The organism is Blastococcus brunescens (genome assembly GCF_035320885.1).
Taxonomy (GTDB): Bacteria; Actinomycetota; Actinomycetes; order Mycobacteriales; family Geodermatophilaceae; genus Blastococcus_B; species Blastococcus_B brunescens.
Genome location: NZ_CP141261.1, coordinates 1,162,128 through 1,188,567 on the forward strand (window position 1 = coordinate 1,162,128; position 26,440 = coordinate 1,188,567).

30 protein-coding genes and 4 pseudogenes are annotated in these 26,440 nt (G+C 69.4%); 27 read left to right on the plus strand and 7 right to left on the minus strand.

The window, feature by feature from the left end; translation table 11 throughout:
• Positions 1-64 precede the first annotated feature (64 nt).
• The 21 genes and pseudogenes from U6N30_RS07785 to U6N30_RS07880 all read left to right on the plus strand — a co-directional run bounded on the left by U6N30_RS07785 (position 65) and on the right by U6N30_RS07880 (position 13,591).
• Positions 65-670: an aldehyde dehydrogenase family protein gene (locus U6N30_RS07785; RefSeq protein WP_324276815.1), complete on the plus strand. Its 606-nt coding sequence runs from the start codon at positions 65-67 to the stop codon at positions 668-670.
• Positions 661-1,251 (plus strand): glutamate-5-semialdehyde dehydrogenase, encoded by a 591-nt coding sequence (locus U6N30_RS07790; protein ID WP_324276816.1) that lies wholly within the window; start codon positions 661-663, stop codon positions 1,249-1,251. The genes U6N30_RS07785 and U6N30_RS07790 overlap by 10 nt, the downstream gene beginning before the upstream one ends.
• A gap of 33 nt (positions 1,252-1,284) precedes the next feature.
• Complete coding sequence (locus tag U6N30_RS07795) at positions 1,285-2,166, plus strand: AAA family ATPase (RefSeq protein ID WP_324276817.1); 882 nt, start codon at positions 1,285-1,287, stop codon at positions 2,164-2,166.
• Positions 2,166-2,528, plus strand: coding sequence for a hypothetical protein (locus U6N30_RS07800; RefSeq protein WP_324276818.1), 363 nt, complete (start codon positions 2,166-2,168; stop codon positions 2,526-2,528). The genes U6N30_RS07795 and U6N30_RS07800 overlap by 1 nt, the downstream gene beginning before the upstream one ends.
• Positions 2,492-3,544, plus strand: coding sequence for a VWA domain-containing protein (locus tag U6N30_RS07805; protein ID WP_324276819.1), 1,053 nt, complete (start codon positions 2,492-2,494; stop codon positions 3,542-3,544). Before U6N30_RS07800 ends, U6N30_RS07805 begins: the two co-directional genes overlap by 37 nt.
• A 391-nt stretch (positions 3,545-3,935) precedes the next feature.
• The gene (gene nadD, locus U6N30_RS07810) at positions 3,936-5,087 is read left to right on the plus strand and encodes a nicotinate-nucleotide adenylyltransferase (protein ID WP_324276820.1); all 1,152 of its coding nucleotides are present in this window, start codon (positions 3,936-3,938) and stop codon (positions 5,085-5,087) included.
• Positions 5,084-5,820 (plus strand): annotated as a pseudogene (locus tag U6N30_RS07815) (histidine phosphatase family protein). The gene nadD and the pseudogene U6N30_RS07815 overlap by 4 nt, the downstream one beginning before the upstream one ends.
• Before the next feature lie 138 nt (positions 5,821-5,958).
• Positions 5,959-6,797 (plus strand): annotated as a pseudogene (locus U6N30_RS07820) (DegV family protein).
• A gap of 561 nt (positions 6,798-7,358) precedes the next feature.
• Positions 7,359-7,466, plus strand: a pseudogene (locus U6N30_RS07825) (SLBB domain-containing protein); the annotation flags it as partial.
• Positions 7,467-7,636: 170 nt separating this feature from the next.
• Entirely contained in the window at positions 7,637-7,783 is a 147-nt protein-coding gene (locus U6N30_RS07830; RefSeq protein ID WP_324278204.1) for a ComEA family DNA-binding protein, read from the plus strand.
• On the plus strand, positions 7,780-8,064 hold the full coding sequence (locus tag U6N30_RS07835; RefSeq protein WP_324278663.1) for a hypothetical protein: 285 nt from the start codon (positions 7,780-7,782) through the stop codon (positions 8,062-8,064). The genes U6N30_RS07830 and U6N30_RS07835 overlap by 4 nt, the downstream gene beginning before the upstream one ends.
• Positions 8,061-8,537, plus strand: a complete 477-nt coding sequence (locus U6N30_RS07840) for a ComEC/Rec2 family competence protein (protein ID WP_324278205.1) — start codon at positions 8,061-8,063, stop codon at positions 8,535-8,537. The genes U6N30_RS07835 and U6N30_RS07840 overlap by 4 nt, the downstream gene beginning before the upstream one ends.
• 13 nt (positions 8,538-8,550) lie before the next feature.
• Entirely contained in the window at positions 8,551-9,237 is a 687-nt protein-coding gene (locus U6N30_RS07845; protein WP_324276821.1) for a recombinase family protein, read from the plus strand.
• Positions 9,204-9,284, plus strand: a pseudogene (locus U6N30_RS33600) (hypothetical protein); the annotation flags it as partial. The gene U6N30_RS07845 and the pseudogene U6N30_RS33600, both read left to right, overlap by 34 nt.
• 21 nt (positions 9,285-9,305) lie before the next feature.
• Positions 9,306-9,938 (plus strand): recombinase zinc ribbon domain-containing protein, encoded by a 633-nt coding sequence (locus tag U6N30_RS07850; protein WP_324276822.1) that lies wholly within the window; start codon positions 9,306-9,308, stop codon positions 9,936-9,938.
• 226 nt (positions 9,939-10,164) lie between these two features.
• On the plus strand, positions 10,165-10,356 hold the full coding sequence (locus U6N30_RS07855; RefSeq protein WP_324276823.1) for a hypothetical protein: 192 nt from the start codon (positions 10,165-10,167) through the stop codon (positions 10,354-10,356).
• 414 nt (positions 10,357-10,770) lie between these two features.
• Positions 10,771-11,196, plus strand: coding sequence for a hypothetical protein (locus U6N30_RS07860; protein WP_324276824.1), 426 nt, complete (start codon positions 10,771-10,773; stop codon positions 11,194-11,196).
• A 640-nt stretch (positions 11,197-11,836) separates the two neighbouring features.
• Positions 11,837-12,037, plus strand: coding sequence for a hypothetical protein (locus U6N30_RS07865; protein WP_324276825.1), 201 nt, complete (start codon positions 11,837-11,839; stop codon positions 12,035-12,037).
• On the plus strand, positions 12,034-12,783 hold the full coding sequence (locus U6N30_RS07870) for a DUF3631 domain-containing protein (RefSeq protein WP_324276826.1): 750 nt from the start codon (positions 12,034-12,036) through the stop codon (positions 12,781-12,783). Before U6N30_RS07865 ends, U6N30_RS07870 begins: the two co-directional genes overlap by 4 nt.
• A 58-nt stretch (positions 12,784-12,841) precedes the next feature.
• Positions 12,842-13,180: a hypothetical protein gene (locus U6N30_RS07875; RefSeq protein ID WP_324276827.1), complete on the plus strand. Its 339-nt coding sequence runs from the start codon at positions 12,842-12,844 to the stop codon at positions 13,178-13,180.
• A gap of 267 nt (positions 13,181-13,447) precedes the next feature.
• Complete coding sequence (locus U6N30_RS07880) at positions 13,448-13,591, plus strand: hypothetical protein (protein ID WP_324276828.1); 144 nt, start codon at positions 13,448-13,450, stop codon at positions 13,589-13,591.
• A 918-nt stretch (positions 13,592-14,509) separates the two neighbouring features.
• Here the strand turns inward: U6N30_RS07880 and U6N30_RS07885 are convergent.
• The 4 genes from U6N30_RS07885 to U6N30_RS07900 all read right to left on the minus strand — a co-directional run bounded on the left by U6N30_RS07885 (position 14,510) and on the right by U6N30_RS07900 (position 19,836).
• Entirely contained in the window at positions 14,510-15,160 is a 651-nt protein-coding gene (locus U6N30_RS07885; RefSeq protein ID WP_092198912.1) for a hypothetical protein, read from the minus strand.
• Between the two features lie 822 nt (positions 15,161-15,982).
• The gene (locus tag U6N30_RS07890; RefSeq protein WP_324276829.1) at positions 15,983-17,302 is read right to left on the minus strand and encodes a hypothetical protein; all 1,320 of its coding nucleotides are present in this window, start codon (positions 17,300-17,302) and stop codon (positions 15,983-15,985) included.
• Positions 17,303-17,753: 451 nt separating this feature from the next.
• The gene (locus tag U6N30_RS07895; RefSeq protein ID WP_324276830.1) at positions 17,754-18,452 is read right to left on the minus strand and encodes a hypothetical protein; all 699 of its coding nucleotides are present in this window, start codon (positions 18,450-18,452) and stop codon (positions 17,754-17,756) included.
• 196 nt (positions 18,453-18,648) lie between these two features.
• Positions 18,649-19,836 (minus strand): hypothetical protein, encoded by a 1,188-nt coding sequence (locus U6N30_RS07900; RefSeq protein WP_324276831.1) that lies wholly within the window; start codon positions 19,834-19,836, stop codon positions 18,649-18,651.
• 101 nt (positions 19,837-19,937) lie between these two features.
• On the opposite strand from U6N30_RS07900, the gene U6N30_RS07905 reads away from it, so the two are divergent.
• From U6N30_RS07905 to U6N30_RS07920, 4 genes are all read left to right on the plus strand, one after another.
• Positions 19,938-20,336 carry a hypothetical protein gene (locus U6N30_RS07905; RefSeq protein ID WP_324276832.1) on the plus strand — a complete coding sequence of 133 codons (399 nt, stop codon included), beginning with the start codon at positions 19,938-19,940 and terminating at the stop codon, positions 20,334-20,336.
• A 91-nt stretch (positions 20,337-20,427) separates the two neighbouring features.
• Positions 20,428-20,952, plus strand: coding sequence for a protein NO VEIN domain-containing protein (locus tag U6N30_RS07910; protein ID WP_324276833.1), 525 nt, complete (start codon positions 20,428-20,430; stop codon positions 20,950-20,952).
• Positions 20,953-21,135: 183 nt separating this feature from the next.
• Positions 21,136-22,044, plus strand: a complete 909-nt coding sequence (locus U6N30_RS07915; protein WP_324276834.1) for a YDG/SRA domain-containing protein — start codon at positions 21,136-21,138, stop codon at positions 22,042-22,044.
• Positions 22,041-22,646 (plus strand): hypothetical protein, encoded by a 606-nt coding sequence (locus U6N30_RS07920; RefSeq protein ID WP_324276835.1) that lies wholly within the window; start codon positions 22,041-22,043, stop codon positions 22,644-22,646. The genes U6N30_RS07915 and U6N30_RS07920 overlap by 4 nt, the downstream gene beginning before the upstream one ends.
• Before the next feature lie 69 nt (positions 22,647-22,715).
• On the opposite strand, the gene U6N30_RS07925 is transcribed toward U6N30_RS07920, so the two are convergent.
• Positions 22,716-23,018, minus strand: coding sequence for a nucleoside triphosphate pyrophosphohydrolase (locus U6N30_RS07925; protein WP_324276836.1), 303 nt, complete (start codon positions 23,016-23,018; stop codon positions 22,716-22,718).
• A gap of 241 nt (positions 23,019-23,259) precedes the next feature.
• Here U6N30_RS07925 and U6N30_RS07930 point away from each other — a divergent pair, with 241 nt between their 5' ends.
• Together U6N30_RS07930 and U6N30_RS07935 are read left to right on the plus strand one after the other, a co-directional pair.
• Positions 23,260-23,892 (plus strand): HNH endonuclease, encoded by a 633-nt coding sequence (locus U6N30_RS07930; protein ID WP_324276837.1) that lies wholly within the window; start codon positions 23,260-23,262, stop codon positions 23,890-23,892.
• A 500-nt stretch (positions 23,893-24,392) separates the two neighbouring features.
• Entirely contained in the window at positions 24,393-24,857 is a 465-nt protein-coding gene (locus tag U6N30_RS07935; RefSeq protein ID WP_139228873.1) for a hypothetical protein, read from the plus strand.
• 86 nt (positions 24,858-24,943) lie between these two features.
• Here U6N30_RS07935 and U6N30_RS33605 read toward each other — a convergent pair whose 3' ends face one another.
• Positions 24,944-25,525, minus strand: coding sequence for an HNH endonuclease (locus U6N30_RS33605; protein WP_422678052.1), 582 nt, complete (start codon positions 25,523-25,525; stop codon positions 24,944-24,946).
• Between the two features lie 569 nt (positions 25,526-26,094).
• Positions 26,095-26,376 (minus strand): hypothetical protein, encoded by a 282-nt coding sequence (locus U6N30_RS07940; RefSeq protein WP_324276838.1) that lies wholly within the window; start codon positions 26,374-26,376, stop codon positions 26,095-26,097.
• Positions 26,377-26,440 lie beyond the last annotated feature (64 nt).

Below are 26,440 nucleotides of genomic sequence, written 5' to 3' on the forward strand. Positions count from 1 at the left end.
TGTCCGACGTCTCCTCCTTGCCGCTGATCGGAGCCGCCGCGCTGCGCGCGCGTGCGGCCGCCCGGTGCTGCGCACCCTGCCGACCGACGTGAAGGACGCCGCGCTGACCGCGATGGCCGACGCGCTCGTGGAGCGCACCGACGAGGTGCTGACCGCCAACGCCGCCGACGTGGCGGCGGCAGCGGCCGACGGCACCCCGGAGTCCGTCCTGGACCGGCTCCGGCTCGACGCCGGGCGGGTGGCCGGGGTCGCGGCCGCGCTGCGCGACCTCGTCGCCCTGCCCGACCCCGTCGGTGACGTGGTCCGCGGCTCGCGACTGCCGAACGGGCTGCAGCTGCGCCAGGTCCGGGTGCCGCTCGGCGTCGTGGGCATCGTCTACGAGGCCCGGCCCAACGTGACCGTCGACGCAGCCGGCCTGTGCCTCAAGAGCGGCAACGCCGCGCTGCTGCGGGGCTCGGCGTCGGCCTACCGCACCAACACCGCGCTCGTGACGATCCTCTCCGAGACGGCGGAGAAGGCCGGGCTACCGGCGGGCTCGGTGGAGCTGCTGCCCGCGGACCGCGCCTCGGTGGGCGAGCTGCTCAGCGCCCGTGGCCTGGTCGACGTCGTCATCCCGCGGGGCGGGCGTCGCTCATCGAGCGCGTCGTCCGGGAGTCGACCGTGCCGGTGATCGAGACCGGCGTCGGCAACTGCCACGTCTACGTCGACGCCTCGGCCGACGCCGCGATGGCCGAGGCGATCGTGCTCAACGCCAAGACCCACCGGGTCAGCGTGTGCAACGCCGCGGAGACACTGCTCGTGCACCGCGACGTCCCGTTCCTGCCCCGCCTGCTGGCCGCACTGGCCGACGCCGGCGTCACGCTGCACGGCGACGACGCTGCTCGCGCCGCGCACGAGGCGGTCGTGCCTGCCACCGACGAGGACTGGGCGACCGAGTACCTGTCGATGGACATGGCGGTGCGCGTGGTCGACGACCTGCCCGCCGCGCTGGAGCACATCGCGCAGTGGGGGAGCGGGCACAGCGAGGCCATCGTCGCCGACTCCGCCTCGGCGATCACCGACTTCACCGCCGGCGTGGACGCTGCTGCCGTGCTGGTGAACGCCTCGACCCGGTTCACCGACGGCGGCGAGTTCGGGTTCGGGGCCGAGATCGGCATCTCCACCCAGAAGCTGCACGCCCGGGGGCCGCTCGGCCTCCCCGAGCTCACCTCCACCACCTACGTCGTCACCGGCATCGGCCACACCCGCTGATCCGCGCAGTCCCGTTCCGTCCCGAGGAGCCGCATGCCCCGCCAGCAGTCCCCGCAGTTCTCCTCGGTCGCGGACGTCAGCAAGCGGCTGTCGACGGCGGGCTACCTGCCCGACGCGCAGATCTCGACGACGGTCTTCCTCGCCGACCGGCTGGGGAAGCCGCTGCTGGTGGAGGGGCCGGCCGGGACCGGCAAGACCGAGCTGGCCAAGGCACTGGCGACTGCGACCGGCTCGGAGCTCATCCGGCTGCAGTGCTACGAGGGCCTGGACGAGGCGCGGGCGCTGTACGAGTGGAACTACAAGAAGCAGCTGCTGCGCATCCAGGCGTCCCAAGGCACCGACGGCGCCGACTGGGGCACCGTTCACGACGACATCTTCGGCGAGGAGTTCCTGCTCTCCCGCCCACTGCTGACCGCCATCCGCCGCACCGACCCGACGGTGCTGCTCATCGATGAGACCGACAAGGCCGACGTGGAGGTCGAGGGCCTGCTGCTCGAGGTGCTGTCGGACTTCCAGGTGACCATTCCCGAGCTCGGCACGATCACCGCCGCCCGCAGGCCGATGGTCGTGCTCACCTCCAACGCCACCCGCGAGCTGTCCGAGGCGCTGAAGCGACGGTGCCTCTACCTGGCCCTGGACTACCCCTCGGCCGAGCGCGAGCGGGAGATCGTCCTGTCGCGGGTGCCCGATCTCGCCCCGGGCCTGGCCGAGCAGCTCGTGCGCACCGTGCGCGCGATGCGGGCGCTGGAGCTGAAGAAGTCGCCGTCGATCTCGGAGACCCTCGACTGGGCGCAGACGCTGCTCGAGCTCGGCCTGGACACCCTGGACGAGCCGGCGGTCCGCTCCACGCTGGGTGTGGTGCTGAAGCACGCGAGCGACCAGGACCGTGCCGCGGCCGAGCTCCGGCTGAACTGATGACGGACCCGGCGGCTCGCGACGCCGAGCCCGGCGGGCTGGCCGGTCACCTGGACGGTTTCGTCCGAGCGGTCCGGGAGGCGGGCATCCCGGTCGGGATCAGCCAGGCCGTCGACGCGGCGGAGATCCTGACCGTCGTCGACCTGCTCGATCGCGAGCAGCTGCGGCATGGCCTGGCCGCGGTGCTGCTGCAGCGGGCCGCCCAGCGCCCCACCTACGACGTCCTCTTCGACCTGTGGTGGCCGCTGACGGACCGGCCGCGCGCCACCGCCGCGGACGGGACGGACGGCGCCGCCGACGGCGAGCCGGGGAGTCGACCCTCGACGTGCCCGGCGACGACGGTGTCGACCTGGCGGCGCTGATGCGTGAGCAGTTGCTCCAGCTGCTGCTGGACGGGAACGAGGAGGCGCTCCGCCGCTTCGCCCGCGAGGCCGTCGAGCTGCTCGGCCGCGGTCAGCCGTCGCCGTCGGGGCAGTCGTTCTTCAGCTACCGCGTCCTGCGGGCGCTCTCGCCGGACACCCTGGTGGCCCAGTTGCTGGCCGGGCTGCTCGCCGACGGTGACCGCGGCGGGCTGGGGGAGCAGGTGGCCCGCCAGACGATCCGCGAACGGTTGACCGCGCTCCGGGCGGCGATCGAGTCCGAGGTCCGGCGGCGCACGGCGGCGGAGAAGGGGCGGGACAAGATCGCGAAGAACGCCGTCCGGCCGCTCGCCGACCAGGTGGACTTCCTCCGCGCCCAGTCCTCCGATCTCGCCGAGCTGCGCAGGGCGGTCGCCCCGCTGGCCCGCCGGTTGGCGGTGCGGCTCTCCGCGCGCCGGAAGATGGGCCGGCAGGGCCGGCTGGACTTCCGCAAGACGGTGCGCGCCTCGCTGGGCACCGGAGGCGTGCCCGTGGTCACCCACCACCGTCCGCGCGCGGTGCACAAGCCCGAGCTCGTCGTGCTCTGCGACGTGAGCGGGTCGGTCGCCGGTTTCAGCCATTTCACGCTGATGCTGACCCAGGCGTTGCGCGAGCACTTCACCGGTGTGCGCGCCTTCGCGTTCGTCGACAGCACCGACGAGGTGACCCGCTTCTTCCGGCCCGGCGCCGACGTCGTGGACGCGGTCGCGAGGATCGGCCGCGAGGCCGACGTCGTGGGCTTCGACGGGCACAGCGACTACGGCACCGCCTTCGAGGTGTTCGCCGACCGCTGGGCGTCGGCCGTCGGGCCGAAGACATCCCTGCTGGTGCTCGGTGACGGCCGGACGAACTACCGGCAGCCCGGCCTGCCGGTGCTCGCGGACCTGGTGCGGCGGTCGCGGTCAGCGCACTGGCTCAACCCGGAGCCGCAGCGCCTGTGGGGAGTGGCGACTCGGTCGCGAACCGCTACGGCGAGGTGATCGACATGGTCGAGTGCCGGAACGCGGCGCAGCTGGCGGAGTTCGTCACCACGCTCTGAGCGAGTCGCCTGGTCGACACGGCGACCTGTCGACGTGTCGACGGGTCCACCGGTCGCGTCGGGGCGCCCCGGGAGGTGTTGTGCGCACGGCCACAAGGCGACACGCCGGGGATCCGTAACCCTTCGACCGATCGTGCGTTGGGCAGCACGGCGCCGGGGCGACCGACCGCGCCGCACCATCCGTGCGACGACGCACGGCACGGACTGCGACCGGCTGCACGGGGAGCCGGTCGCAGCGGATCCGCATCCCTGCCCCAGGCAGGGTGGCGGGGCCGCTCGCCGGGGCCGGTCCTGACGGGGCCGGCTCCGGAGGTCCCGGATAGGCTCGTCCGGTGGCAGGTGGCCGGGTCGGGATCATGGGCGGGACGTTCGACCCCATCCACCACGGCCACCTCGTCGCCGCCAGCGAGGTCGGGGGCCTGTTCGGTCTCGACGAGGTCATCTTCGTGCCCACGGGTCAGCCGTGGCAGAAGAGCGAGCGCGAGGTGAGCCCGCCCGAGGACCGCTATCTCATGACGGTGATCGCCACCGCCTCCAATCCGCGGTTCTCCGTCAGCCGGGTGGACATCGACCGGGGCGGTCCGACGTACACCATCGACACCCTCACCGATCTCCGGCAGCAGCGGCCCGACGCCGAGCTGTTCTTCATCACGGGGGCCGACGCCCTGGCCCAGATCGTCAGCTGGCGGGACAACCAGCAGCTGTTCGACCTGGCGCACTTCATCGGCGTGACCCGCCCTGGCTTCCACCTCGCCGACGCCCACCTGCCCGAGGGGTCGTCAGCCTGGTCGAGGTGCCGGCCCTGGCGATCAGCTCCACCGACTGCCGCGATCGCGTCGGCCGCGGCATGCCCGTCTGGTACCTGGTGCCCGACGGTGTCGTGCAGTACATCGAGAAGCGGGGCCTCTACCGCGAGGTCCCGCGGCGGTCCGTCGCCGACGGCGCCCGCAGGCCCGAGCCCCAGCCCCTACCGACCACCTCCAGGAGGTACCCCGATGACCGCCTCGGCCGAGGCGCGGGACACCGCGCTGCTCGCCGCTCAGGCGGCTGCGGACAAGCTCGCCACCGACGTCTCCATCGTCGACGTGAGCGAGCGGCTCGCCATCACCGACGCCTTCGTCCTGGCCTCGGCGCCGAACGAGCGTCAGGTCCAGTCCATCGTCGACGCCGTGGAGGAGCGCCTTCGCGAGCGGGGCATCAAGCCGGTCCGTCGGGAGGGAGTCGCCGAGTCCCGGTGGGTCCTGCTCGACTTCGTCGACGTCGTCGTCCACATCCAGCACGCCGAGGAGCGCGCGTACTACGCGCTCGAGCGTCTCTGGAAGGACTGCCCCACCATTCCGTTCGTCGACGCAGCCACGCCGGCGACCGGCACCACGCGGGTCGACGGCACGACCGCCCACGGCGCGACGTCCGGCGGCGCGACGTCCGGCGACGCGACCTCCGGCGGAACGGTGTCCGGCGACGGGGAGACGACCGGCCGGTGACCTCCGCAGCACTGCCCGCGCTGCCGGTCCCGCGCCTCATCCTGTGGCGGCACGGGCGGACCGAGTGGAACGCCGCGGGAAGGTTCCAGGGGCAGCTCGACCCGCCACTGGACGACCGTGGCCGGCAGCAGGCGGCGTTGGCCGCCCCGTACGTCGCCTCCGGCCTGGTGCCCGAGGATACCGTCGTGGTCTCCAGCGATCTCGACCGTGCCGCAGAGACCGCTGCCGCGCTCGGTGCGGTGCTCGGCGTCCAGGTGCGGCTCGACGAACGGCTGCGCGAACACGGCATGGGCTCCTGGGAGGGCTGACCCGCGACGAGGTCGCCGACCGCTTTCCCGAGCAGTACGCCGACTGGATGGCCGGCCGCCCGGTGCTGGGCCGCGGTGGTGAGGATCCCGCCGCGGTGGCCGAGCGGACGGTGGCAGCCCTCGCCGAGCTGCCCGCGGTGGCGACCGCCGTCGTCGTGACCCACGGCGGGACGGCCGGGCGGCTCATCGAGCGCCTGCTCGGCCTGGGCGCGGACCACCGCCGGGTCTTCGGCCCGCTGGCAAACTGCGCCTGGAGCGAGCTGGCCGTGCAGGGTGACCGCTGGCGGTTGCTGCGGCACAACACCGCGGTGCAGCCGCTGCCGGGTGGTGCCGTGGAAGGCGCCCGGAGGCTGCCGACCGCGGAGGCGCTGGCGACGCCGGAGGGTGGCGCCCCGCCGCCTCCTGGGGACGCCGACGCCGTCTAGGTGTACCCGGCCATCGGGTTGGTGACGGGAGTGCCGCTGTGCGTGCGCTCCTCCGGGTCCCCGACACCGGCGGGCTAGCCTCGCCGGGTGCCCGTCGCCGTCGTCACCGATTCGTCGGCCTACCTCCCCGAGGAGCTGGTGGAGGGCTACGGCATCCACCTGGTTCCCCTCTACGTGGTGCTCCCCGGCCGATCGGGCCGCGAAGGCCACGACATCGGGCCGGGCGAGGTCGCCCGCGCCCTCGCGGTGCGAGGGCAGACCGTCTCGACCTCGCGTCCCACTCCCGGCGACTTCGTGGCCGCGTACCGCCGGGCGCTCGACGAGGGCGCGGACCGGCTGGTCTCCATCCACCTGTCGGCCGAGCTCTCGGGCACCTGGGACGCCGCGCGGCTGGCCGCCTCGCAGGTCGGCGAGCACATCGTCACCGTGGTCGACTCCCGGTCGGCGGCGATGGGCGCCGGGTTCGCCGTCCTGGCCGCCGCCCGGGCTGCGGCGGCGGGGTCCGACGCGGCCGATGTCGCGCGCACGGCGCGCGAGACCGCGGCGGCGACCACCACCCTGTTCGTCGTCGAGACCTTGGAGCACCTGCGCCGTGGGGCCGCATCGGCGCAGCCGCTGCCGTCCTCGGATCGGCGCTCGCGGTCAAGCCGGTGCTGCACGTGCAGGACGGCCGCGTCGTGCCCCTGGAGAAGGTGCGGACGTCCGCGCGGGCACTGAACCGCCTGGTCCAGCGGGCGGTCGAGACCGCGGGCCAGGGACCGGTGTCCATCGCGGTCCATCACCTCGCCGCACCGGAGAAGGCCGACCGGCTCGCCGCCGAGCTCCGCGATCGGCTGCCCCAGCTGCGCGAGCTGCACGTCAGCGAGCTGGGTGCGGCGATCGGGGCGCACGTCGGGCCGGGCGCGGTGGGCATCGTCGTGGCGCCGTTCTGGCAGGACACGGGCGACGACACGTTCGCGGACCCGTTGGAGGGCTGAGCGCAGGATCTGGCACGGCATGGGGCGCAGCATCGCGTCGACCACTGTCGAACTGCTCCCCGCCGTCCACAGGCATCATCACTGTCCACAGATCGGCTGATCGCGCCGTCTGTCGGCGTACGCCTCCCTAGCGTCCGGTCGTGCGCTTCCTCCCGCCGCGGCGACGACGCCGACGTCATCCGTGCGCGCCTGCGGCTCCTGCTGGCCGAGCGGGATCGGCCGGGTGGCTGGGTTCCTGGGGACCTGGAGACCGACGGTCCGCCGGAACCAGGCTCGGACGCGGGATGGCCGGGGAGGACGATGCCCGAACCGGCCCCGTGGTCTCCGATCCCGGGGACGGGACCGTCCTGCCGGGCGGGATCGGTCGGCACCGCGCCCCCGGCAGGAGGCCCGCTGGGATCCCGGCCGGCCCGGTGCCCGTTCCCTCTGGGTCGCGGCAGTGCTGGCCGCTCTCGTGCTGGCCGGCTGGACCTGGCTGGACCGCCCCGGGTCGAGCCGGTGGAGGAGGCACCCGCCGGCGCGACGGTCCCCGCCCCGACCCCGGTCGGGGAGGTCGCCGATATGACGGAGACCGTCGTCGTGTCCGTGGTGGGGCAGGTCGCGAGCCCCGGCCTGGTGACGCTCCCGAGCGGTTCCCGGGTGGCCGACGCCCTGGCCGCGGCCGGGGGCCTGGTGCCGGGAGCCGACGCGACCTCGGTGAACCTCGCCGCGGTGGTCAGCGACGGGGAGCAGCTCGCCGTGGGGCTGCCGGGGGAGGCGGTCCCGCCGGCGCCTCGACAGGTGCGGGGACCGGCGGCCGCGTCGACCTCAACACCGCCGACGTCGCGGAGCTGGACGCGCTGCCGGGCATCGGACCCGTGCTCGCCCAGCGCATCGTCGACCACCGCACCCGGCAGGGCCCGTTCGGGAGCGTGGACGAGCTCGACGACGTCCCCGGCATCGGGCCCGCGATCGCCGCGGAGCTTGCCGAGCTGGTGGCTGTGTGACGCCGCGCTGGAGCTGGGTGGACCTGCGGCTCGTCCCAGCCGCCGCCGCGATCTGGGGCACGACGCTGCTGGCGCCCTCGGGTGCCACCGTCACGCTGGCCGGCGCCGTCCTCGCGGCGTGCCTGCTGGCGGTCCTGGTGCGGCGCGCGCACGGCCCAGCGACGGCCGTGCTGCTCATCGTGCTGGCGGGGTGGCGGTCGCCTCGGCGTCGTCGGCGGTCCGGGGAGCCGCCCGTGACGGCTCGCCCCTTCGGGCCGCCGCAGAGGGAGAGCGGACCGTGACGGTGGTGCTCGAGCTGGACGGCGATCCACATGTCCTGGGGGCAGGGGCGGGTCGCGTCGTCGCCGATGCGACCGTGACCCGACTCGAGGCCGACGGGACGACGTTCAGCCTGGACGCGGACGTCGTGCTGTTCGGAGCGGCGGACGACTGGCGGGGACTGCTGCCCGGTCAGCGGGCCCAGGTACGGGTCCGGGCCGGCGTCCCGCGAGCCGGCGACGACGTGGTGGCCCTGCTGTCCGCCCGCGCACCACCACGGCTGGTCGGCGACCCGGGCCGCGTGCAGCAGGCCGCAGGCAGCCTGCGAGCGGCGCTGGCGGACTCCGCACGGCGCGTCCTGGAGCCCCCGGCCGCCGGCCTGCTCCCCGGGCTGGTCGTGGGTGACACCCGGGCCTTGGACCCGGTGCTCGAGGAGGACTTCCGCCGGGCCGGTCTGGCGCACCTCACCGCCGTGTCCGGTGCCAACGTCGGTTAATAGGGTGTGGGATATGAGAGCCGTCATCTACGCGCGTGTCTCCTCGGACCCCAACGACCGGGGTCGCTCGGTGGACGAGCAGGAGACCGAGTGCCGTGCCGTCTGCGAGCGCAACGGCTGGGACCTCGTGGAGACGTTTCGGGACAACGACCGCAGCGCCTCGCGCTACGCCACCAAGGCCCGGCCGTCGTACCGCAACCTGATCGACTTCATTGACGCGGGCAAAGCCGACGTGCTGGTCACCTGGGAGTCCTCGCGGTCCTCGCGTGACCTGGCCGAGTACGTGCGGCTGCGGGACCTGTTCGAGCGTCGTGGCGTGCTGCTGTGCTACTCCGGTCGGGTCTTCGACATGGCCGAGGCGGACGACAGGTTCCAGACCGGCCTGGACTTCCTACTGTCGGAACGCGAGTCCGACCAGACCAGGAAGCGGGTGCTGCGCTCCGTGCGAGCCAACGCGGGCAAGGGTCGACCCCACGGGAAGGTGCTCTATGGCTACCGCCGCGTGTACGACGAGAAGACCGGTGAGCTGGTCGAGCAGGTGCCCGACGAGACGACGTCGGCCGTCGTCCGCGAGGTCGCCCGGCGGGTGCTGGAAGGGAGACGCCCTACTCCATCGCCCAGGACTTCGACCGGCGCGGCATCCCGACCCCGCGTGGTGGCCGAGGTTGGGACCTTACCCAGATCAAGCGGCTGTGCGTGAACCCCGGCTACGCGGGCAAGCGCGTCCACCAGGGCAAGGTGGTCGGTGACGCGGTCTGGCCGCCGCTGGTGGACGAGGGCACCCACTTGGCACTGGTGGCCAAGTTGAACGACCCGGCGCGGCGCTCGCAGCGCGACTCCGCCGTCAAGCACCTGCTGTCCGGCATCGCCGTCTGTGGTGTCTGCGGTGGCCGGGTGCGGGTGCAGAAGAACCGAGGCTCTCTGGCCTACCTCTGCGTGGACGGCTTCCACGTCTCTCGGAACGAAGACGACACCGACGAGTACGTCACCGAGGTCATCCTGACCCGTCTGGAGCGTCCGGACGCGGCCGACCTGACGGCCGACAGCAGCAAGAATCCCGACCGGGAGGACGCCCTGGCCGAGGCCCAGGAGAAGCGCGCCCGGCTCGATGGCTTCTACGACGCTGCTGCTGCCGGTGAGTTGACGCCGCAGGCCTTGGCGCGGATCGAAGCCCGCTTGCTCCCCGAGATCGAGGCCGCCGAGCAGCGCGCCAGGACGACGTGGACGTCGCGCTTGGTCGGCGAGGTCGCCGGGCCGGGGGTGCGGGACTGGTGGGAGACCAAGGCAACCCTGGCCCAGAAGCGGGAGGTCATCTCCACGATGGCGACCGTGCGGATTCTGCCCACCACGCGCGGCGCGAGGAGCTTCCGGCCGGAGTCGATCGCAGTCGACTGGAGCTGAGGAAGTCTCCTCACCAGCGAGGAACCGTTCCTCATCTGAAGCCGCCCACGCGGCCCGATCCAGTGCTCTACCGTTTTGGCACCACGACGCCTCAACACCGGGACGGCGTCTGCTGAAGCACGAAGGACCGTTCACCACCACCACCAAGCGGGACACCCCGTGGGAGAGCAACCGGCTCCCACGGCGGGACCTTATTCCTGTTCGCTTGATTCGGTGGGAGCGCTTCTTGCCCAGCATCAACGCGGCCACCTGGCCGCCGTCCGACATCGACTGGTCGGAGCACCTTCGCCCGGCGCAGCGCGCCCGGTCCATCCGCGCCGCTGAGCGGTACATCGACCGCCTGATCTCCTCCGGCTACCTCGACCCCGAGGACCGTTGTGCGCTGGCCCACCGACTCGCCGGGGGCGACGCTCAGTGACACCGGCCGAGCGCGAGCACATGCGCGTGGTGGCCCAGCGGGTCGCCGCAACGGCACCGCCGCTCTCCGACGCCCAGCGCGCCCGTCTGCGTCTTCTGCCGCGAGGCGCTGCCCGATGATCGAGACGACGAACGGCGCGGCCCCTGGGGAGAGTGCCGCGCCGCCCGCAAGTGACCAAGCCGCCCAGCCGGTCGACGTCCAGCGTAGCGACGCGGAGCTGCTGGCCGCCGTCGTCGCGCTGGCCTTCGACCTCATCGCCCACGGCATCCCCGTGGTGGTCTGTCAGCCGCGCCAGGGCTGGCAGCCCGGGGACAAGCGGTCCGACGTCATCCCCCGGCAGGGTGGGCCACGATCACCGCTGCGGAGTCCCTGCCGCTGCTGGACGCCTTCCGGCCGGGGGTTGACGCCCTGGCCATGGTCGGTGGCCACGGTGTCGACGTGGTCGACGTCGACACCAAGGACGACGGGTCAGTGGGCCACCTGCCGCCGTTCCGGTCCTTCGGCATCCACACCACGCCATCGGGCGGCCGGCACTACCTCGTCCGCTCGACCGGCATCGGCAAGATCAGCCCGCTGGCGACGTCGGCCGGACACGTAGGGGACTACGTCGGCGGTACTCCCAACGGCGGTAGCCGGCTGCTGGCCTTCCTGCCCGGCTCGACCCGGCCGAAGTATCCGGACGCGGGCTACGGCATCGAGCAGCCGGTCGACCTGGACGAGCTGTTCGACTGCGGCCCCGACGACGACCTGATCGGCGCGCTGGTCCACGCGGGCGGTAGTCGGGAGGGGTGCCGGGGAGAGGGCCGCCAGCTACACCGAGGCCCGCGCCTTCCTCGCTGAGCACGACGGACCGGAGCACGGTTGCACCTACGGCCGGAAGGCCGTCGCCGACCTGCTGGCCGCAGCGCGGGCAACTACCCCAGGCAGCCCGACGCTGGGACGCCACGCCTGGGCCATGCGGTCGGTGACCCGAGTGGTGGAGCTGATCCGGGCCGGGTGCGCCGTGGCCGCCGACGTCCGCGCCATCGCGGCCACGCTGGAGGAGATCAAGCCCGAAGGAGGAGACGACGTCCTGGGGATGGTCGCCTGGGCACTGACCAACGCCGACGGGGACTCTGCGTGCCGCCAGCACGCCAGTCCTCTGGTCGAGGTCTCTCCGGAGAGCGCTACACCCGCTACATCCGCTACTCCCGCGACGACCGCGACGACCCGCGACACTGAGCAGCCTTCTGACCAGGCATGTAGCGGCTGTAGCGGCTGTCACGGGTCTATGGGGGTGTCCCCCAGGGGGCGAGATCGCCGACGCGGCGCTCGACTTCTTCACCCGGTACGTCGCCTTCCCCAGCGAGCATGCGGCCGTGGCAGCAGCCCTGTGGGTGCTCCACACGCACGTCCTGGACGCCTTCGACACGACCCCCGACTGGCCGCCCTCAGCCCCGAGCCCGGCTCGGGGAAGACCCGACTGCTGGAGATCGCCGGGATGCTGGCCGCCAACGCGCTGCACACGACGAACAGCTCGGTTGCCGCAATCTTCCGCAAGATCGAGATGGACCGGCCGACGCTGCTGTTCGATGAGGTCGACGCCATCTTCGGCCGGTATGGCAAGGACGAGGACAACGAGAGCCTGCGCGGGCTGCTCAACAGCGGTCACGCGCGCGGAACCCCGTCTTCCGGTGCGTGACCGAGGGCAAGACGATCGTGGTCAAGGACTTCGACGTCTTCGCCCCGGTGGCCCTGGCCGGGCTCGGGAATCTGCCCGAGACCCTGATGACCCGGTCGGTCATCATCCGGATGCGGAAGCGTCGTCCAACCGAGCGTCTGGAGCCCTACCGCCGCCGGAGGGTGGAGCCCGAGGGCCACCGACTGCGGGCACACCTGGCTACCTGGGGTGCGTCGGTGGTCGACGCCCTGGCCAACGCCTGGCCGGACATGCCGGCCGGGGTGGAGGATCGCGCCGCCGACTGCTGGGAACCGCTGCTGGCCGTCGCCGACGTCCTCGGGGGTCGGTGGCCGGAGCTGGCGCGGGACGCCTGCGAGGCACTGATCAAGGCGACCGCCACCGAAGCAGGTCCGTCCCTCCGGGTGCGGCTGCTGAGGGACCTGCACCTCGTCTTCGGCGAGCACCTGGCCATGTGGACCAGCGACATCCTCACCGAGCTGCACGCCCTCGAGGAGTCGCCGTGGCGCTCCCTGGGAGGGGAGCCACTGGACCCGCTGCGACTCGCCGGCCTTCTGCGTGAGCACGGCATCCGCTCGGTTGACGTCCGCCGCTCCGACGGCGTCCGCAAGGGCTACCGCCGGTCGGACCTCTGGGAGGCCTGGGAGCGGTACTGCCCCGACCTCCTGCCCTCCCTGGGGGCCACCCCTCAGATCCCGCGACTGGGGCGACACCCGCTACATCGCAGGTCAGCGCCGCGACATCTGTAGCGCCCACGGCACAGCACCCGCGACAGACCCCGCTACCCACCCTGGAGAACGACGCCCCATGACCCGACGCCCCCGCCGCCGTGGTGGCCCCAAGCCGATCCGCAACGCCTGGGAGCCCATCGTCAAGAACCCCGACCACGGGATCACCCGCGCCGAGCGGCAGACCTCAATGCTCCAGTGCATCGCCCTGCTGGACGCCGCCTGCGAGGGCGACCAGGAGATGCGCGCCTACCTGACGCCCGGTTCCCACGTCCACGACCTGGCTCTGATGCTCGCCCAGATGACCGACCTGGCCCGTGCCCTGACGTACGCCCGCGTCGGCTGCGAGCCCGGTCGACAGCGCGAGATCACCGACATGTTCCGCGAGGCCGTTCTCACTGGCTCGGGCCTGCGGTGAACCTCTGCCGGGCCCGACCCGCCGACCCGCCGACCCGCCGAAGGGCCGACGCCCCGTGCCAGGCCCGCCGAGGAACTCCCTCACTTTCGGAACGAGTGGCAGCCGGAAGGGAGGTGGGGGACCCCTCCCCCGGCCCTGATTGGACACCGGAACGTGCTGCTGATTCTCGGGTCTGAGGGTCTGGGGGTCTCGATGTCGTCCCCAGCCCCACATCTAGAAGCTCCCTCGCCGGACATGGCGGGGGCAACCGAGAAGGAGAACCACAATATGACCGCAATCCGCTACGCCGACCGCGAGCCGCACCCGCTGACGGTCACCCACCGCGAGGCCAGGCCCCAGTCGGTCACCGGCCCCGACCGGCCGCTCGAGCTCGACCCCGACCCCGGCCGGTGGCCGCACCCTCGACCCTGACCTTCGACCAGGCGGCGCACCTCGGGAGGGCCCCGGCCTGGGTCCGCGAGGCCCTGGGGGCCGAGCTGGGCGCTTGGTATGGCGCGGAAAGCCGCCGCATGTCTGCCGAGCACGAGCGGCTTGTCCGTGACGCGGCCGAACAGGATCGTGGCCGAATCCTCACGAGTAGTGATGCCCTGCGAAAGAGGCAGCGGGCGCGGTACCACGCTGACGCCTGGGCGAACCTGCTGAGCGTCAACGTCCCCGGCGTCCTGGAGATGCGCGAGGTCGGCGGGTGACGGCCGGTCGGCGCGGGCTCGACGAGGCCCGCAGACGATTCGGCCAGCATCCCCGCGGCAGTTCGGCCGGGCCTGAGGAGTGGACCGTGCGACGCCTCGCCGACACTCGGGGCGGTGTGGGTGCCTGCGAGGCCGTCGCCCGTGCCGGCGACCCTTCGGCGCGCGCCGTGCTGGCCGAGTGGCGGCAGGCCGTCTGGGAGGCTGTCGAGGCCGGGGCCCCGCTCAGGGACGGGGTGGGCGGGATACCGGGACGACTACAGCGATAGATAGCCGTCTAGGACGGCCAGCACGACTGCACCTACCGGGGTGACATGCGATGGCTCGTCGGTTGATGGTCGCCTGGGTTGTCCCCAGGCGACCATCAACTGTCAGGCAGTCCCACGACGCCGCAGGAGCAAGACCAGAAGCAAGACCAGGACGACGAGGAGGATGACGCCCTCGACTACGCCGGGAAGGTGAATGTCCGGGTGATCCTCGTCGACTGCGCGACGCTCGTGGGACCGGCAAGACGCAGCTGGAGGCGCACGAAGGCGGTGGCCTTAGGCGCGTCGGGCGTCGACTACAAGATTGACCTGTCCGTCGAGAATGCCGAGCAGATCCGCGAGGCCGTGGCCGCTACACCATGGCCAGGCGGAGGACGTCAGGAACCTGGTTGGTGGAGGGCGCGTAGGCGTCGCTGGTGGACGGTCGTGGTCCGGCCGTCCTGGATGCACTTCTCACCGGCGGCCACTCCGCACTCCGCGCAGGCGTTGGCCGCGATGGCCTTCTTGCGCTCCGCGTTGATCTCGCTCTTCTGCTCCGCCGTCAGATGAGGCCAGCACGCGGCGGCGCGGGACCCATCGGCGCGATTGACCCGTGTCCCAGAGCACGGGCGGCCGTCCATGATCTTGGGGCACGCCGGGTCCATCGACTCGGTCAGCCGGGTGTCGCTCAGTCGCGCCCGGTAAGACGTCGTGGCCCGGGCAGTGCCGTCGGCAGCCCGGTCGGCTAAGCCCAGCAGGTAGCGGGGCGGCTGCGGTCCGGCCCATGGACGTCCCGTGCCATATGCGCTGTCGACGGGCCGATCCTGGTCGACGATGGCGGCCGCGGACTCCAGCTCCATGTAGGCCATCTGCAGCGACTCATGCATCCAGCTGAGCGCCTCGGCCAGGTCTCCTAGCGCGAGGTACCGATCGACGCGCTGCTGGTATGCCGCTACCGAGTCCTCGGCTGCGGGCAGCCGCTGGATGATGGCGTTCAGCTGGCCGAGTACGTCCGTGAGCTGACCGTAGGCGGTCTCGTCTGCCTGCACCGATGCCTCCCGTTCTGGCGGTCAGGGTGAGGCTAGCCAGACGGCTGGCCGGGCCTGACCACCCGCGCGCTACCGCGACGCCGGGCCCACGACCCATGGGCCCGGGCTGCTCAGTCACCCCGGGCACCGCACCGGAGAGCACGAGCACCTCGGCCTCGGTGGCGGCGTGTCCCGGAATGAGCTCGAATGCGGCGAACCGGGTCGAGGCATACGGGTCATCCGGGTGTGGCACGATGCGGAGCCACTGGAAGTCAGGGTCACCCAGGCACATGGCGAAGCGTGGAGTGATTACGCGCATGAAGACGACTTACGAACACGGGCGCTATTGGCACGACGGTCGCCAATGTATGCACTGGCACTGGGAGTGTGAGTGTGGAAGCCATTCTCGTGGCGGAGACATCCAGTCAGACGCAGAAAGCAACGCTGTACAACACCGACTGCGGAACGCAGTTGGCCACCCGGGCCCCGGGTCTACCAGGACGGCTGCCCGTGATTCAGCGATAGCCGCACTCAGGCGCGGCACAGCCCATCATTCCAGCGCTGTGCCGAGCGCCACCACGCTCGCGGATTCAGTCCGCGGTCCCGGGTGCGGCCGCATAGCAGGGTGTCCTGGCCCGCGTTGCCGTCGGTCTGGCGGCTGGTGAGGTCCGACGTGCGCGCCAGCCACATGCAAAGATTGCTGATCCTCGTATGCGGCCAGGCCGAGTTGCCGCGAAGGTGCCACTTCGCGCCTTAAACGGCCCACTACGGGACACCCAGGAGGCTCAGGCCTGACGGAGACCCAGCACCTCGTACGCGCGGAGAAGATCCAACTCTCGGGGCTCAGCGTCGCTTCTTTCGCGCTCCGCGCGTCTTGCCCGCCCTGCGAGCTAGCGGGACAGACCGGGAATGCTGAGCTACGGGTTTGAGTGTGGCAACCTGCTCCTCTATTTCTTCGTCGAACGCCCAGACGTCATTCGTGAAGATGCTGTCGACCAGTTTCCTGCTCGGTGGATCGAAGAGTAGTACCAAGCCACGTGCGACCCGGAGCTGATACTTCTTTGCGCGAAGGTACGCAGCAAGGCGAGGGCGAGCTGCGGACGGGGATTGACCGAACTCCGGCGTAGCCCAGACAAGAACAAAACTGGCGGCTGCCGTATGGCCCCCGACGACCGTGGCAGTGTGCGCCTTTCGATCCTGCAGGGTCATACGGCAGAGGTGTTCTGCATACTCAGACCATTGGTGCTGGGTCGCTGCGGAGGCCTCCAGCAGAGTGGTCCCCACCGAGAGCCAGCCTGGCGCATTCAATCGGGCCAAATCATCCACGAGCGCAAGAATGCCCGGGTTGGCATTCAGCGTCGGCTTGGGGCTAGCAGCCTGACGGATGCCCAGTTGAGACATGTACCAAGCGTCGAGTGGGCCAGTCTCGGTGGTGATGAATTCAAGTGGCTGCGCCTTGTGTCGCCGCTTGGCACTGACCGAAGGTTCGCCCAACTGTGGCAGTTCGGCTTGCACCCTGTCGGGATCCGGCTCAACGTAAAGACCTCGCCGGTACATGTATAAGAAGAAATCCAACTCGTCTATCGCGTGAAACTTGCGTGTTACGTCCGGCTCTCTCCGCCGACGCAAGTACATCACCAGCTCAGATGGCCGTTCTACGAGTTCGGTAATGATCCGCAAGTCGTGAAGTGACACAATCCAGGGCAGTTCTTCATCCGGCAGAAGCCCTGCCTCAACCAAATCCGTCGTAACGGTGGCGATGCCTGATAGGTCGTCAAGGCTAACGGCCACGGTATGGATCTCTCGGACGAACGAGAGATCCAGCCAATCACCATTGCGAATCCTCAGGCCGCCGTCGCTATGGATTCGTTCCCTGGCTCGTCGAGCTTGCTCTGCCGCGTCGCCCACCATTCGCCGGAGATCCTGTTTGAGGCGAGCAAAGTGGCCGGTTCGCGACTGTGCTCGCATGGCCACGCTCTTGCTTTCCAGGAGGATGGCGATGTCGTCGACGATTATGAGACCGTCGCTCTCGACAAGCTTGGTGTACTCGGCCGGCTGGTGTTCGCTCGGCTTCGTGGGGTCGGGCACGAAGTATTCGAATCCGGGTCGAATCGTGGCGTCCTTGAACTTGGACGACAAGAGACGCAACGCCTCCGTCTCCACATACGTCCCTCGGTGCTTGCTGTAGACGTCCCAAGCAGCGTCGTCGGACTTCAGCGCCTGTTCTATCGCTTCGCGGATGGCTGGGACAAGGAGTCCTTGGTGCACGAATACAGCCGTCCCAGACGTGCGGTCTCTTAGGATGGGACGGACGCGGAACGGCGAACCCCCTCAAAATAGCGTAATGCGAGTGTGGTGCTGAGCTCCGGCGACATGGTGTGGGCGAATACGTTCATAACGGATTCGACGACATGGGTCGGCAAGTTGACGGCGGTGGCCAACTGGGTCGCGTCGAAGGTTGACGCGTCGCCAGCATTCGCCCATACGCTATTGAGGAGTTCTGTCGCATGATCGCGCACGTCGGGAGGAGGACCGTCCGGGTACTCCTGAGCGTATCGGCCGACCTGTCGAAAGGCGTCGAATCTTAGTTCCCAGGCCTCGGAATGTCGTTCGATCAGTTCGTCGAAGATTGCCCGTACATTTGCGACCGTAAAGCCGAGGACGCGGATACACTCGGACTCGACCAGGGGTCACCGAACAGCTCAGTTAGGGTGTCTTCCACCATGTGGGGATACGATGTATTGCGGAGGAATGCCTCTCGCAAGACGGTTCCGAAGCCGATGCGCGACATAGGATCCTGAGCCTGGACAAAAGTGAACATTGCAAGCATGGAGCCTGCGTTCACGGCTGATTCGGCCAGCTCTTGCAGCTTGCCTACTATGCGGCTCGGATTCGGCCGTGACTCACCGGGGCGTGAAGCTTCACCACTTCTCTGCCCTCGTCCAGAGAGGATGAAGGCAATTAGCTCGATGACGGTGGCGCTGCCCTCGTGCTCCGCTTCTGTAAAGGTCTCCGGGTCGGCCAGTGCATTTCGTTGGCGGATCAACTCGATGATGTCGAAGCTGTCGTATGGTCGGGCGAGATCCTCGATACGCTCGGCGGCGGAGGATAGTTGCTGACGAACAAGCGAGACGGCTTCATCGATATTGTCAGCGCCGCTGACGACGGACTGCAGATGCTCGTGCGACTGGGCAATTAGTCGAAGTGGGCGGGGCAACAGGTCGGTGTCGACCTTCTCGCCCCGAGCGAGCTTTTCTGCTCTGAGAGCCGCCTTTCGTCGCTTGGCCGCCTTTCGCTGGGCCTTGGACGTCATCGGGTCTCGTGCTCCCTTCGAGCGGCAGGTGCGCGACCGAATCCACCCGGAGGGTGCCTGGCTTCGGTCTTCTTCAGAACAGGCCCAGGGCGCAGAACGCTATCCGGTCCTGAGCGCACGCCTATCCGACTTGAGCGAGCCGACGCCCTGAGTGTCTCTGAAGCCGCCTTCAGGGCGAACGTTGCCAGTCGCGGTACTAGACGGCGTCCACGTCGGCGACGCTTGTGATCGGGACCTCGGCGAGCAAGGCCTTCTTCCAGTTCAGTTGCCTCGCCGTCCGGCGCATGTGGTCGTTGACGCACACGACGTCGCACTTGTCGATCTCCCGGAGGATGGACCGCCAGCTGTAGCTGTAGATCATCTGGCTCACGTTCACCTCCTTGGACTCGCGGTCCCGGTGGTCGAACTGGAGGACGACGATGTCGGTCTCACCGCAGTCGACGCACGGGTGGTCCTCGAGGTACTGCCAGAGGTTCGCGCGGTTCTGCTCCACGTACGCCGTGTGCAATCCGGTGCGATAGGAGCGCCAGGCGTCCTCGCCTATCGCTTCCTTCTTCCGCGCGTCCCGGGCGTACTGCTTCTGGTTCTCCGCGGCCCGCTCGGCCGGCGTCATCTGGGCGCTGCGTTGCCTCCGGCGTTCACCCTTGACTGCGTTCTCGCAGGGCCTGCACCAGGCCTTGTAGCGCTGTCTCTTCTCGTCCCAGTAGAACTCGGTTACGGGCTTCCGTTCGAGGCAGTGCAGGCACTGCTTCTCCTCCACGGCCGAGTTGCTACCGGCCGTGTCTGACAGAACGGTGCGGATCACCGACGTCTGGCCGCCGGTCCGCCGATCAAGGTCATCCTGCACCGGCCGTTGCCTCCCGCACGGGGGCCTTCCTCCAGCCCATTTGCGTCGCCGTGCGGCGGCGTGGCAGTTTCCGCACACGACGTCGCACTTCTCGATCTCGCGCAGGATGACCGGCCAGCGCCGTCCCGAGGCGATCATCCGGCTGACGATCATCTCCTTGGACTCGCGGTCCCGGTGGTCGAACTGGAGGACGACGATGTCGGTCTCGCCGCAGTCCATGCACGGGTGCTCGCGCAGGTACTGCCACAGGTTCTGGCGGCTTTCCGCGACGTAGGCGTCGAACAGGGCCAGGCGGTAGGCGCGCCAGGCCTCATCTCCCATCTCCTCGCGCCGCCGGGCGTCCGCGGCATACTGCTTCTCGTTCGCGGCAGCCCGTTCTTCCGGCGTCATCTGCGCCCAGCGTTGCCGCCGCAGCTGGTTCTGCCGCTCCCTGTAGCAGGGCTTGCAGCGGGCCAGATGTCGCTGGTGCGTGTTGTCCCAGTAGAACTGGTCGACGGGTTTCACCACCCTGCAGTTCGCACACCGCTTCGTCTCCACGACCGCATCGATACCGGTCAGGTACGACGGAATCAGCCTTCGGGGCGGTCGCTCCGTGTCCTGGTCACGGCGAGTACCGCGCCTATAGCAGGCTGCGTGCCGTGGCGCTCAACACCTGGTGGACCGCAGACCCGGCCCAGCGGTACTGGATGGAGATCACGCTCCGGGACGATCTCGGTGCCAACCTCAAGGCCCCGAAGCTGAACGCCGGCGTGTGGTCGTACGACCTCGTCGGCGAGGTGAAGCCCGGTGACCGGGTATTGCACTGGTCGGGCAAGGCGCGAGCCCTCGTGGGCTGGTCAGACGTCATGGAGTCGGCGACGACGGTGCCCGAGTACACCTGGCAGCCGCGAGGCACCAGCGGGCGCGCTCTGCCCGGCCCCGCACCACCGAAGGCTGGGTTGCGCCGCTCGAAGGGTTTTCCCACTTCCCGCAGCCCCCGACCCCGGCCTCGCTGCTGCCGCTGCTTGATCAGCTCATGGAGCTCCGCGCGTCCCTGATTGAGCATCACGGCGCACCCGTCTACTTCCCTTCTACCGCTACGGCGGGACGCAGGTCCGCACCCAGCAGGCCTACTTCGTCAAGTTCCCGATGCAGCTGTTCGACCTCATCCCCGGCATCGAGCTGGCGAGGCTGACCACGGGTGTCGAGGACGAGGGTGGCGAACTTATCGAGGATGCCGAACCGAGCGGGCAGAAGGCACCCCCGGGGAGCACGACGCGCGTTCAGGACCCCGAGCGCCGGGCCGCCGTCGAACAGCACGCCGTTGCCGCCGCCCTGGAGTACTACGAGAAGGCCCTGGGCGCGACGGACTGGGAGGTGCTCGGCAAGCCTTACGACATCAAGGTCATGGTCGACGGCGTCGAGCGGCACTGCGAGGTCAAGGGCAGCTCGATGATCATCGACACGGTGGAGCTGACCATCAATGAGGTGAACCACGGACTGGACTGCGCCCACTCGGACCTCATCGTGGTGGACGGGATCGAGGTGACCAAGGATCAGTCGACGGGGCAGTTCCACACTGCTGGAGGTCGTCGACGGGTGTGGACGGACTGGACGCCAGCCGAGGAAGCTCTTGAGGCCAGAAGGTTCGCCTACCTTCTCCCCGACGAGTAGCCCGCCCTTCTCCCCGACGAGTAGCCCGCGTCGCTGGTCGTTATCGCCCCGGCGACTCGGCTCGGCCGGGCCTCGCAGTTGGCCGTCCTTGACGGTCTCGCGGGGCGGACCAAGGCCGCAGCGTCACCACGCGGGGTGATCCGGGACTGCCGGCGCGCGAGGACGAACTCGTATCTTGCTCGTGTGGCCCTGCCCAGCGTTTTAGGCGAGATTCCCGGCTACCGGGAGGGGCACGAGTTCGAGTCTCGGGCTGAGGTCCGCCTCGCGGGCTTGCACCGGCACAACCAGAACGGGATCAGCGGCAACCCCGAGGAAGGGGCAGACGCGATCGTCGTCTCGGGCGGCTACGCCGACGACGATCAAGGTGTCCGCATCATCTACACGGGCGAAGGCGGTCAGAACGAGGACCGCACTCGGCATGTGGAAGACCAGCAGATGGCCGGCGGGAACCTCGCTCTCGTCCGCTCCGAGGAACGGGGACTGCCGGTACGCGTCATCCGTGGCGTTCCCCGCCGCAAGCGGAACCGCTCTGCGTACACGCCGGCCAGCGGACTCCGCTACGACGGCCTGTACACAGTGGTCCGACACTGGTCCGAGCCACATCCCGATGGGCCGCTCGTGTTCCGCTACCTGCTCGAGAAGGCCGACGGCGGTACCGCCTGGGAGGCACCACCGGGAGCTGGGACCACGTCCACGCCCGCCGGCGACCAAGCCCCGAGTCGAGCCAAGAGCGTGACCCAACGGGTGGTTCGCAACAGCGCCGTGACCCAGTGGGTCAAGAACCTGCACGACCACACATGCCAGGTCTGCGGCATCCGTCTCGAAGTCGACGGAGGCGCGTACGCCGAGGGCGCGCACATCCGCGCCCTGGGCCGGCCGCACAACGGCCCCGACGTCATCGACAACGTGCTGTGCCTCTGTCCCAACGATCATGTCCTGTTCGACAAGGGCGCGATCTTCATCGGCGAGGACAGGAAAGTGCACCGGACCGCGGACCGTTCCGTTCTGGCATCTCTGCGTACGCGTCCGGGCCACGATGTCGACATGGCTGCGGTGGCCTACCACCGCCAGTTCTTCGCAGGTGTTCGGTGATCGCGGCCCCGGAGCGCAGCGGCGGTTCTAGTAGGGAGTTGATCGTCAACGAGCTGGTGCGGGCTCGCGAGGACTACCTAAAGAGTGCGTCTCCCTACTACGACCAGGCGCTGGCGGAGGTCGCCAGCCGCGCCGACCGTGATGGAAGCCTCGGCAAGCTTGATCTCGGCGGTCTTCTGCTCTGGAAGCGACTTGGCGACTACCGGAAGTGGGCGCTCCCGCTCAACCGGATGTCCGACGAAGAGGTCCGCCAGATCACGGGCGAAGCTTTGGAAGCCGCGCGAGATGACGAGTCAGGTACACCGGAGGCCGCGGCACGAGGACGTGACAAGCTGAGGCTGCTTCCGGGATGCGTGCAGGGGACCGGTGCCTGGCCTTCCACGATCCTGCTGGCGGCAGCGCCTCAAAGAATGGCGGTGTATGACAGTCGCGCCCACATCGGCCTGAAAAAGCTCGGATATCAGGTAGGTGACCGGATCAGTTACGGGCCGTATATGGCTGCGATCGAAGCCCTGCGCGACATGTTGGCCGACTCCGGTCGCATCTGGCTAGCACGAGACGTTGACCTCGCGTTGTACCAACTGGGCGGTCCTTCCACTTAGGCCGTTGGCCACTGCTCCGATGGACCGATCCCAGACGCCGACGAGCCAGTCAGGGCGACGAGCGTCAGGTCACGCTTCCAGCCAGATGCGCCGCTCGAAGCCGCCACGCTCCGCCCGCTTGGCATCGGCGGCGGCGGCAACGTCCGCGATGTCTACATCCAGTGTCTGAGCGATGGCCAGCAGGACTTCATAGACGTCGGCCGCTTCTTCAAGGCGTGAGTTGGGATCGGCGGTGCGCAGCTCCTCGGCCTCTTCGAGCAGCTTGGAGTGCAGCGCGTCGACGTACTCCGCTTCGCCGAGCAGGCGCACGTGCGGAGTCCTGCCGCTGCGCTCGATGATGTCGGGGATCAGGTCTCGGACCAGCTTGCCCACGTTTGTCGCTCCTTTCGGCTTCACTTCGCTCGTGGAGTTCTACCGAGTCGAACCGACAGCCGTGACGTCGTGGCGGATGGCCGTCCTCATGGGTGCCAACTCCCGCACGTACAAGTTCGCACTCGGGAGCGCGCTCCTAGACCTGGCGCGCCGAGGGCGTGAGGACGTGTCGTTGACCGAGCTGGCGGTTCCGTACGCCATGCAGCTCGTTCAGCGTGCCTAGCGTTACCCGCAGGGGCCGGTGGCGTCAGTCACCGGGACCGCCGACTTCCTGACGGTTCTACGAGAGGAGTCGGTATCGAGCCTGCAGAACGGTCGGCCAACCGACCGCCTCCTCGACGCTGCTGTGGCCTCGATGCCGCAGATGGTCATGAAGAAGTTCCACAACCTGCGCGGCGTCGGCGAGGTGGGGCACCGCTTCTATGAGATCCGTGGCCGGGGCAGCTCCCGGCGGCTAACACTGACGCCGCAGATGTTGGCCATCGCCCGGCACGAGGTCCTGCTCGGGCCGGAGCTGGACGCGCGCTGGTCGATCGTTGAGGCGTGTTTCGATGCGGAGGTGGGGCGAGGGCTGATCGGTACTGGAGTCATCGTCTCCGCGGACGGGGAACATCTCCTCACCCCAATCCGTCGGGTGGCGGTGGCCGGCGCGCGCGAGGCCCTGATCGGCTTCCAACATGGCCGGTGCTTCTACTGCGGCGAGCCCGTCACGCTGGCTGCGGGAGCCGTGCATGTTGACCACGTGTATCCGTTCGCGCTGATGAAAAGCGGCATCTGGGACGGGCCTGACCTCAACGGCGTGTGGAACCTCGTGGTGGCCTGCCCCCGTGCAATCTCATCAAGAGCGCCCGCCCACCTCGGCCAACCGAGGTAGGCGACCTTCTGGCCCGCAACGAGGCAATCGCTGGCTCGCCGCACCCCTGCGCAAGGCGCTCGAGCTCAGCATGCGGAGCGCCACAGACCCGCTAGCCACTACGCCCGAAGCAAGGCGGCAGTTCATGCAGTCAGTTCACCTACTGGCGACTGACCGTGGGCTGAGTTAAGTCGCTCTTGCCCATCGACGTGAAGCCGCCGCCGGCCTGCTCGGGCGCTGACACCTTCAGTCGGGTCGAGTGCGCGCACCACCCCTCGTCGCGGAAGCCCGCCCGCCGCGCGACCGCCTCCTGAACGTCGGGGGAAGGCTCACGTCAGTGGTAGGCGATGCGGCAAAGTCCTGGAGCCGCTTCCAACGCTGCGAGGGAAAGCCTCTTCTTAGGACCTCTTCGACTCTCTTCGCGTCTTGTTGACACACGTCCCCCATGACGACTAGTGTTCAGGTCACTTGGTGAACGGCAGGCGATCACCAAAGAAGAGTCTCAGGAGAGCTCAATCCTTATGAAGATCAGCTTCGACACTGAGCACGACTCGTTCGACAGTGTCATTCACGCTGTCCAGGCCGCCTACGGCGTCTCGTACTCGTCCAACGGCGACGCACCTGCCGCCGGCGGTGGCGAGGACGACGACTACCTGCCCGGCAAGTGGACCCGCCCTCGCCTGCGCAAGCTCGTCGAGTGGCTCGCGGACTCCGACGCAGCGGTGGCGATGCGCTACATCGCGGAGCACGCCCCGGCTGTGGACCTCGACGACGTCTTCGAGCACATGGGTGCACACACGGGCATCCAGGACTTCGACGGCAAGGCGATGGGTGGTCGCATGTCGGCTATCGGGTTCGCTCGCAACGCCATCGGCGGGGGTGTCACCGGGCCATACGACACCGACTACAACTCGCGGAAGTACCGCATGGACAAGAAGGTCGCTGAGGCGCTTCTCGAGGAGATGGACGCCTACGCCAACGCGTGAGGATGAAGCATGGGATAGGGAACAGCAGCTAGTCCGTCACCTCTGGCACGTGGTCTCGATCGGCTTGGCCCCCGGCCACTAGGTCGTCAGTGCCTCGCTCGCTGCCTCGCCTTGTACGTCCGCTGAGCCTCCCGATGGCACTCCCGGCACCGACCCGCTGCAGTCAGGCCGACCTCAGCGATCCGGTGTCCGTTCGCGCACTGGCCGTCCTTCCGGGCACGCCCGTCGACCTCCGACCGCACGGAAGACTCTCGCTGGCGATCGTTGGCGCAGATGCGACAGTGTCGGGCCCCGCGCTTGTCGACGTAGGCGTCGGCCAGGTCATGCCCCCGCTTGCAGGTATTCCCGCGCGGCCGCCGGCGGTGCGCCGCGTTGTTCTCCTTGGCCGGGACCGCGGCCAGGTGGTCTGGGTGACAGCAGGCGCGGTGCGGACACGGCTTCGCGGTGCACTCCGGGCCGTGGCACGTGTGGTCGATGACGTACCCGGCCGGAATGGGCCCGCGAATGGTCTCGTAGACCAGGCGGTGCACGTCGATCATTCTGTTGGTTCCTGCGTCCCGCACCGTGACGTACCCGTCGGCTCGGCTGGCCGGCCGGCCACGCCAGTACCAGCAGCCGTCCCCGCCTCGCTCGGCCAAGCCCCAATTCACAAGCTGCTCGCGGGTCATCCCGCGCGGTCGATACTCGCGATCGGGCTGCCTCGGGATGGCGTTGGCTGCGCGCCGCTGTCGAGCGGCCTCGGCCGCGCACGTGCGGCAGTACCGCCGGCCGGACTCCGTGACGTCGAATGGGTGCCCGCGCCGGCAGGTCTCCCCTGGATGCCCGCCCGGTTCCGTGATGTGTTGGTTGCTAGGGACTCGGCTCGCAGGTGGAACGGGTTGAGACAACTACGATGCGGACAGCCTTCCCCGCCACCGCAGGTCTGTGCGTCGTGACAAATATGGTCAACGGTCTCGTCCACCTCACCGTTGACGAGCTCGGCCACTAGTCGGTGCACTTTCAGCTGACGCCGGAAACCTGTCGTGAGGCGCACCCACAGGACTGGGTAGCCCCTCGAGTAGCTCCCTCCCCTCCAACGCCAACATGCTGAAGGCCCACCGGTGTTGTCGATCAGAGAATCCAGACGGGCAGTCAAGGCGGCTACGTCGGCGATAAGAGGCACTAGTGGGTCAGACACTGGTCACGTCGTCCTCCGCTCACGAGCCGGCTGCACCGGTGTTGGTCCACGCGGCTGTCTCTACAGCCAGCCACCGACAGCCGCAGTGATTCCGCCCGGATGAGGCGGGGCACCCGGATGTAGACCGCCGAGGTCGAGCGGCTGGCCGCGCAGCTCCACGACCCAGCCGACCTCTGGCAACAGGTCGAGTTGGTCGAGCTGCTGGACGACGACGGCGAGGTCGACCGGCAGCGGGTCGCTGAGGCCGTGGCCGCCTTGGCCGACTCCAAGGCGTACCTGCTGAAGCCTCCGCCGTCGCCCGGTGGCGGCTTCAGGCAGGGCCGCCGGACGGCCGTCGACCACGGGAGCGACACCACCAGGGAGCCGTCCTGCGCGGCCGCGACTGAGGGCGCGCATGACTCCGTCA

Excerpts from the sequence above, each read along its gene's own strand:
- U6N30_RS07795 (WP_324276817.1), top strand. The coding sequence starts at position 1,285 with ATGCCCCGCCAGCAGTCCCCGCAGTTCTCCTCGGTCGCGGACGTCAGC.
- U6N30_RS07800 (WP_324276818.1), top strand. The coding sequence starts at position 2,166 with ATGACGGACCCGGCGGCTCGCGACGCCGAGCCCGGCGGGCTGGCCGGT.
- U6N30_RS07845 (WP_324276821.1), top strand. The coding sequence starts at position 8,551 with ATGAGAGCCGTCATCTACGCGCGTGTCTCCTCGGACCCCAACGACCGG.
- U6N30_RS07860 (WP_324276824.1), top strand. The coding sequence starts at position 10,771 with ATGGTCGGTGGCCACGGTGTCGACGTGGTCGACGTCGACACCAAGGAC.
- U6N30_RS07865 (WP_324276825.1), top strand. The coding sequence starts at position 11,837 with ATGCTGGCCGCCAACGCGCTGCACACGACGAACAGCTCGGTTGCCGCA.
- U6N30_RS07875 (WP_324276827.1), top strand. The coding sequence starts at position 12,842 with ATGACCCGACGCCCCCGCCGCCGTGGTGGCCCCAAGCCGATCCGCAAC.
- U6N30_RS07880 (WP_324276828.1), top strand. The coding sequence starts at position 13,448 with ATGACCGCAATCCGCTACGCCGACCGCGAGCCGCACCCGCTGACGGTC.
- U6N30_RS07895 (WP_324276830.1), bottom strand. The coding sequence starts at position 18,452 with ATGACGTCCAAGGCCCAGCGAAAGGCGGCCAAGCGACGAAAGGCGGCT.
- U6N30_RS07910 (WP_324276833.1), top strand. The coding sequence starts at position 20,428 with ATGCAGCTGTTCGACCTCATCCCCGGCATCGAGCTGGCGAGGCTGACC.
- U6N30_RS07935 (WP_139228873.1), top strand. The coding sequence starts at position 24,393 with ATGAAGATCAGCTTCGACACTGAGCACGACTCGTTCGACAGTGTCATT.
- U6N30_RS33605 (WP_422678052.1), bottom strand. The coding sequence starts at position 25,525 with ATGACCCGCGAGCAGCTTGTGAATTGGGGCTTGGCCGAGCGAGGCGGG.